The organism is Anabaenopsis arnoldii (genome assembly GCF_028331025.1).
In the GTDB taxonomy this organism is placed as follows: domain Bacteria; phylum Cyanobacteriota; class Cyanobacteriia; order Cyanobacteriales; family Nostocaceae; genus Anabaenopsis; species Anabaenopsis arnoldii.
Window position 1 is genome coordinate 1 of the sequence record NZ_JAQMUH010000122.1, and the last position, 5,069, is coordinate 5,069.

Annotated in this window: 6 protein-coding genes; 3 read left to right on the forward strand and 3 right to left on the reverse strand. The window is 39.6% G+C overall.

The genetic code is table 11. The features are described 5' to 3' along the window. Positions 1-790: 790 nt before the first annotated feature. Entirely contained in the window at positions 791-2,440 is a 1,650-nt protein-coding gene (locus PN457_RS10875; RefSeq protein ID WP_271733312.1) for a Ppx/GppA phosphatase family protein, read from the forward strand. A 342-nt stretch (positions 2,441-2,782) separates the two neighbouring features. Beyond that, the gene (locus tag PN457_RS10880; protein WP_271733315.1) at positions 2,783-2,986 is read left to right on the forward strand and encodes a hypothetical protein; all 204 of its coding nucleotides are present in this window, start codon (positions 2,783-2,785) and stop codon (positions 2,984-2,986) included. A 400-nt stretch (positions 2,987-3,386) separates the two neighbouring features. Here PN457_RS10880 and PN457_RS10885 read toward each other — a convergent pair whose 3' ends face one another. Further along, positions 3,387-3,761, reverse strand: a complete 375-nt coding sequence (locus PN457_RS10885) for a hypothetical protein (RefSeq protein ID WP_271733316.1) — start codon at positions 3,759-3,761, stop codon at positions 3,387-3,389. 24 nt (positions 3,762-3,785) lie between these two features. After that, positions 3,786-4,127: a hypothetical protein gene (locus PN457_RS10890; RefSeq protein WP_271733317.1), complete on the reverse strand. Its 342-nt coding sequence runs from the start codon at positions 4,125-4,127 to the stop codon at positions 3,786-3,788. An 18-nt stretch (positions 4,128-4,145) separates the two neighbouring features. On the opposite strand from PN457_RS10890, the gene PN457_RS10895 reads away from it, so the two are divergent. Beyond that, a complete protein-coding gene (locus PN457_RS10895) occupies positions 4,146-4,283 on the forward strand; it encodes a hypothetical protein (protein WP_271733318.1) in 138 nt (45 codons plus the stop codon). A gap of 3 nt (positions 4,284-4,286) precedes the next feature. On the opposite strand, the gene PN457_RS10900 is transcribed toward PN457_RS10895, so the two are convergent. Next, positions 4,287-4,628 carry a hypothetical protein gene (locus tag PN457_RS10900; protein ID WP_271733319.1) on the reverse strand — a complete coding sequence of 114 codons (342 nt, stop codon included), beginning with the start codon at positions 4,626-4,628 and terminating at the stop codon, positions 4,287-4,289. Between the last annotated feature and the right edge of the window lie 441 nt (positions 4,629-5,069).

Below are 5,069 nucleotides of genomic sequence, written 5' to 3' on the forward strand. Positions count from 1 at the left end.
AATCGTGTTCCATTCTACCGTAGTCTTTACACTCGTTTTAGACATAATTCCTACTTGAGACTTTATCATCCATATCACCGTGAATCTGTCAGCATATCTTAGGCATTACCCTAAGCGTTCGCTTCTGACTCAATCTTCCCCACTTGCAGCATCCGGTTAGCACCTACTTTTAGATTCGACCTTCTAAAAGAGCTAACAAGGGGGTTACTTCGTTCCGTGTGTCCATTCTGTGTACCTTTAGAGTGATGCTATACGCCGGGTTTATCGGAAGTGCGTAACGGTCTAACATAAAATAGCCGTTTCCTTATCCTTTACCTTTTGGTTCCAGCCTGTCAGCCTTATTTGGCTTGGTTATCTATTTACGACGCTTCAGACACATCTTGGGATATCTTACTCGTGGGTACTTTGCTTGGCGTGTACCAGGTTAGGCTACCAGTAGGAACGCCTTTTCTCCCTGCTTTACAGATTGATGGCTAGTCGCTACCATAAGGGAGATGCTGTCACCCTTGCACCTAGGGGGTAGGATTCACACCTACATGAACACGCAGTTGTAAGAATCTGGTTTTCACCAGCCTTACCTTCCGTCCCTGAGCATTTCTACTCATTTAGGAAGAACGAATCGCACTTACATCTATAGAATAACTTTATTTGGTATTTATAGAAGTAGAACCTGTGACTGACAACGGTAAACATTCTTAGCTCAGACAGGCTTTGTACATAGTTCAGAGTAAGAAGAGATTGATTTTGTTGTAACGCACCATTTTTTAGTCCTTCAACGAGAGAAAACTAGATGCTGAATTTAGTTTCAGCTAACTGGGAAAGTGTTAGCACTGAACCAGTTAAGCAAAACCGGATTATTGCTGCTATTGACATGGGAACAAATTCTCTGCACATGGTAGTAGTAAAGATTGACCCGACCTTACCAGCTTTCAGCATTATTGCCAAAGAAAAAGAAACTGTCAGGCTGGGTAATCGTGACCTGACCACTGGAGAACTCAAACCAGAAAACATTCATAAGGCTATTACCGCACTCAGACGCTTTCAAGAAGTCGCTAAAACCGCCAATGCTGAAACAATCATAGCTGTAGCCACAAGCGCTGTGAGGGAGGCCCCCAATGGTAGAGATTTTTTACACCAGGTAAAAGAAGAATTAGGCCTAAGCGTTGACTTGATTTCTGGTCAAGAAGAAGCCCGTCGCATCTACTTGGGTGTACTTTCGGGGCTGGAATTTGATCAGCAACCCCACATAATCATTGATATTGGTGGCGGTTCTACAGAGTTGATTTTAGCAGATAGCCAAGAAGCCCGCACTCTGAGCAGTACAAAAGTCGGCGCAGTACGACTCACCAGTGAGTTAATCACCACCCAACCCATCAGCGATGTCCAGTTTCAATATCTCCAAGCCTATACAAGGGGAATTTTAGAACGTTCTGTTGAGGATGTATTAGCAAATATCCATCCTGGGGAATCTCCCCGTTTAGTGGGAACCTCCGGGACGATTGAAACCCTGGCGATGATTCATGCGCGAGAAAATTTAGGTATTCTTCCCTCTACCCTCAATGGCTACCAATTCACCCTCAAGGATTTGCGGGTTTGGGTAAATCGGTTACGCAAAATGACCAACTCAGAAATATCTATTATCCCCGGTATGCCAGATAAGCGGTCAGAAGTGATATTGGCTGGTGCTGTCATCTTACAGGAAGCTATGACTTTGTTAGGTGTAGATTCAGTCACCTTGTGCGGACGCGCCCTCAGAGAGGGGGTAATTGTAGATTGGATGCTATCCCACGGTTTGATTGAAGATAAACTGCGCTATCAAAGTTCCATACGCCAGCGGAGTGTTCTCAAACAGGCTGACAAGTATGATATCAATTTGGAACACAGCGATCGCGTGGCCTTATTTGCCTTAAGTTTATTTGACCAAACCCAAGGAAAGTTACACCAATGGGGAGCCGCGGAGCGACAACTGTTATGGGCGGCGGCTTTATTGCATAATTGTGGGCATTATATCAGCCATTCGTCTCATCACAAACATTCTTACTATTTGATTCGCAATGGTGAATTACTCGGCTACACTGAAACCGAAATTGAAATTATTGCCAATTTAGCCCGTTACCACCGCAAATCACCCCCCAAGAAAAAACATGACTATTACCGTAACTTGGTTAGTAAACAGGATCGACAAATCGTCAACCAACTCAGCGCCCTGTTGAGAATAGCCGTTGCACTAGATCGGCGACAAATTGGTGCGATCGCTCGCGTCCAATGTCTGTATAATCCCGGTAAAGGAGAGTTACAGATGTTACTATTTCCCTCTGAACCTGATGATGACTGTTCTTTAGAACTTTGGAGTATAGATTATAAAAAACCAGTTTTTGAAGATGAGTTCAATCTAAAATTGGTACCTCTTTTACAATCGTCTCATTTTTCCCGAATATAGTTTACAGAAGATATTTTTGTGCGTTAAACTGATTTAGCGCACCTACCAATCCATCTCAGGGAACACCAGAAAATCAATGTTTCATCTGGTGTAAGTTTATCATTCAACCTTGGGCATTGCACTCAGATATCAGTCTAAATCCCTCCCCCTCATGTGTGAGGAACGGGTAAAACCAGCAGGGCATCACCAGAAATTATTGAATATTTTTAATCTGAAAGTCAATCCCTCAAGACAATAACTTTGTCATAGAGGTGAAGATGAACTGCTTCCACTGAGTTTGGATACATCAAAAATACTTAGTAAACTGACCCTTCTGAACACCCTTCAATGAGACTTGTGGTTATGGATAGAAGTAGACCAAACTTAGAAGAAGTCCTCGCTTATCTAGAAGCTGAAATGGATGAATATAATCAACAGTTCTATACAGAACCAGATAGGAATAATCAAGTGGTATCTAGTATGAATCGAGATTTGGTAGAACGTTATGAACTGGGTACAAATGAAGAATATTCTCAAGAACTAGATGCAGAACTTGAGCTAAAATAACCGAAATCGAATAAATAGGTTAAACACATCATATTCTGCTAATCATCGGCAGTATTTATGCAATTTCTAATCAGGGCTGCTCTACTACTTCCAATTTAATTTCTTTGGGAATAATTTTTAGGAATAACTGAAATTTAGCCTCAGCTATTTAAGGATAAGATATACAATCCCAGTTATTCATGTGAATCACCCAATTAGGTATTTACAGCACTTTTAAAGTAAATAAAGTACACACCTTAAGATCATAAATATTGTGGGGTGGGCATCGGTGCCCGCCCTTGTGTTCCTCACTCACATAAAATGCGCTGTATTTACTAAAGATAAATAATTCAGCCTTTATTAATATATTTATTATTGAGTAGAGTTTAATAGTAGTTAAACCCTGCTCAATAACTGTTTCTTAGAGAGAAAAATTCTTTGGTGTCTTTACATTAACAGGAACAACTATGCTATTTTTAATAGTTGGACCATTTACAGCAGTACTATTACCTGCATTACCCCTGATTTCGTGGAGTACCTCTTGATGCTGTCTAACATTCCCATTATTACCAGTATTCACTTGTACTGCTGTCGAAGAACTAGTATTTCCTGTACAAGCTGCTGGACTGTACATTTGCACATTAGAAGTTTGTCTGGCGGGAGTTGGAGACATATTAAGTTGAACCCCCACATGAGATATAACGCACTGTGCGAATGCGGCGCTGGTAGCAAAACTAGCAACTGTTAAACAAACACCAAAAGATAGGACACCAAGATATAAATCTTGATATTTCATCTAAGTTCTCCCGGATTTTTTACATTAATTACAAAGGACTGATACTTTACTACTGTGATGTCTGTATCTACCATTCCTGGTGACTTGTCTGCTTTCTTGGGTAAGAATACTACCTGATTTTTGACAGGTGTTTCTGAATAAAGTGTTGACATCGTTAATATGAAAATTTCCATTCATATAGATTTCAGTCTCAGGAGCATGGAGCTTTGCACTTCCCGGTAAATCTGGAAATATTTCCAGATTTCCCCGTAAATCTTGACGAATTCTCATTCTCCCTATGTGCATATCTATTTCACCTATTTGAGTAACAACAGGGAGAAATAAGCTAACAGAAATTAGCAGTGAGGAAAATTTGTAAATCTGCATAGGATATCCCCATCAAGTATGGCTGAAGCAAGCGGTAGCTATCAGAAAAAGTCTAGGGTAAAGTATAGTGTGGCTATCACCTTTACCCTATTAATTTTAGAAGCAGCCACCGAATTTAACTTAAATAATTTGGGGATGTTTGCTAATTATTCATAGTCATCAATGGTGTCTTTTCTGGGGATAAATAGGTCGGCGTATCCCTTGGTTGATTTTTTGGTTCTGTTGAGAAGCGCTATTAATACAAACATTACCGATACCGTGGGTCTCACACATCTGATGGATGACTTGACCGCTAGCATTGCTACCATAACTACCAGCATCACCTGCGAAGTGTTGATTAATTTGATTAGCCTTATTTACGCTAAGGTTGTGATTCCCAGTGGTAATATTAGTCTGATTAATTATTTGAGCATTATTACTGTCTCCAGTTTGAGCATTAGCAGCAGTAGGAGCAAATGCGATCGCACTTACAGTGAACAAACCGATAATAAATTTATTCATGAACAACTCTACAAATTTCAATGTCTCATTGATCCATTAGCTCTGATTAGCTGGCTGTGGTAGCCTGAATCTCAGCTATTAAGAATAAATAATAATAACAATTCTAGCAGTAGTCAAGCCAAATTAATACAAATTATAAACCACAGTGTTGCATAGATATTCTCAACATATCTACGTTAATTTATTGTCGATAATACCGTTAAAAATTAGAACATAAAAATGAATTTATGAGATGATTTATTAGATATAGAATCTTAAATAATATGCGTTAAATATTATCTATCTAAAGAAATAATTTTCGGTTCTTCAGTACCTAATATGCTAAATTGTTTTGATAAAATCCGAAAAAGCTTACCGTATAAGGGAAATAATGTTGGTTATTGAAGAAAATGCCTGAATATTCCTTCTTAATCTCTGTTCCCTGTTCCCTGTTCCCTGTTC

Coding starts and splice junctions, on each gene's coding strand:
- PN457_RS10875 (WP_271733312.1), top strand. CDS start 791: ATGCTGAATTTAGTTTCAGCTAACTGGGAAAGTGTTAGCACTGAACCA.
- PN457_RS10885 (WP_271733316.1), bottom strand. CDS start 3,761: ATGAAATATCAAGATTTATATCTTGGTGTCCTATCTTTTGGTGTTTGT.
- PN457_RS10890 (WP_271733317.1), bottom strand. CDS start 4,127: ATGCAGATTTACAAATTTTCCTCACTGCTAATTTCTGTTAGCTTATTT.
- PN457_RS10900 (WP_271733319.1), bottom strand. CDS start 4,628: ATGAATAAATTTATTATCGGTTTGTTCACTGTAAGTGCGATCGCATTT.
- PN457_RS10895 (WP_271733318.1), top strand. CDS start 4,146: ATGGCTGAAGCAAGCGGTAGCTATCAGAAAAAGTCTAGGGTAAAGTAT.
- PN457_RS10880 (WP_271733315.1), top strand. CDS start 2,783: ATGGATAGAAGTAGACCAAACTTAGAAGAAGTCCTCGCTTATCTAGAA.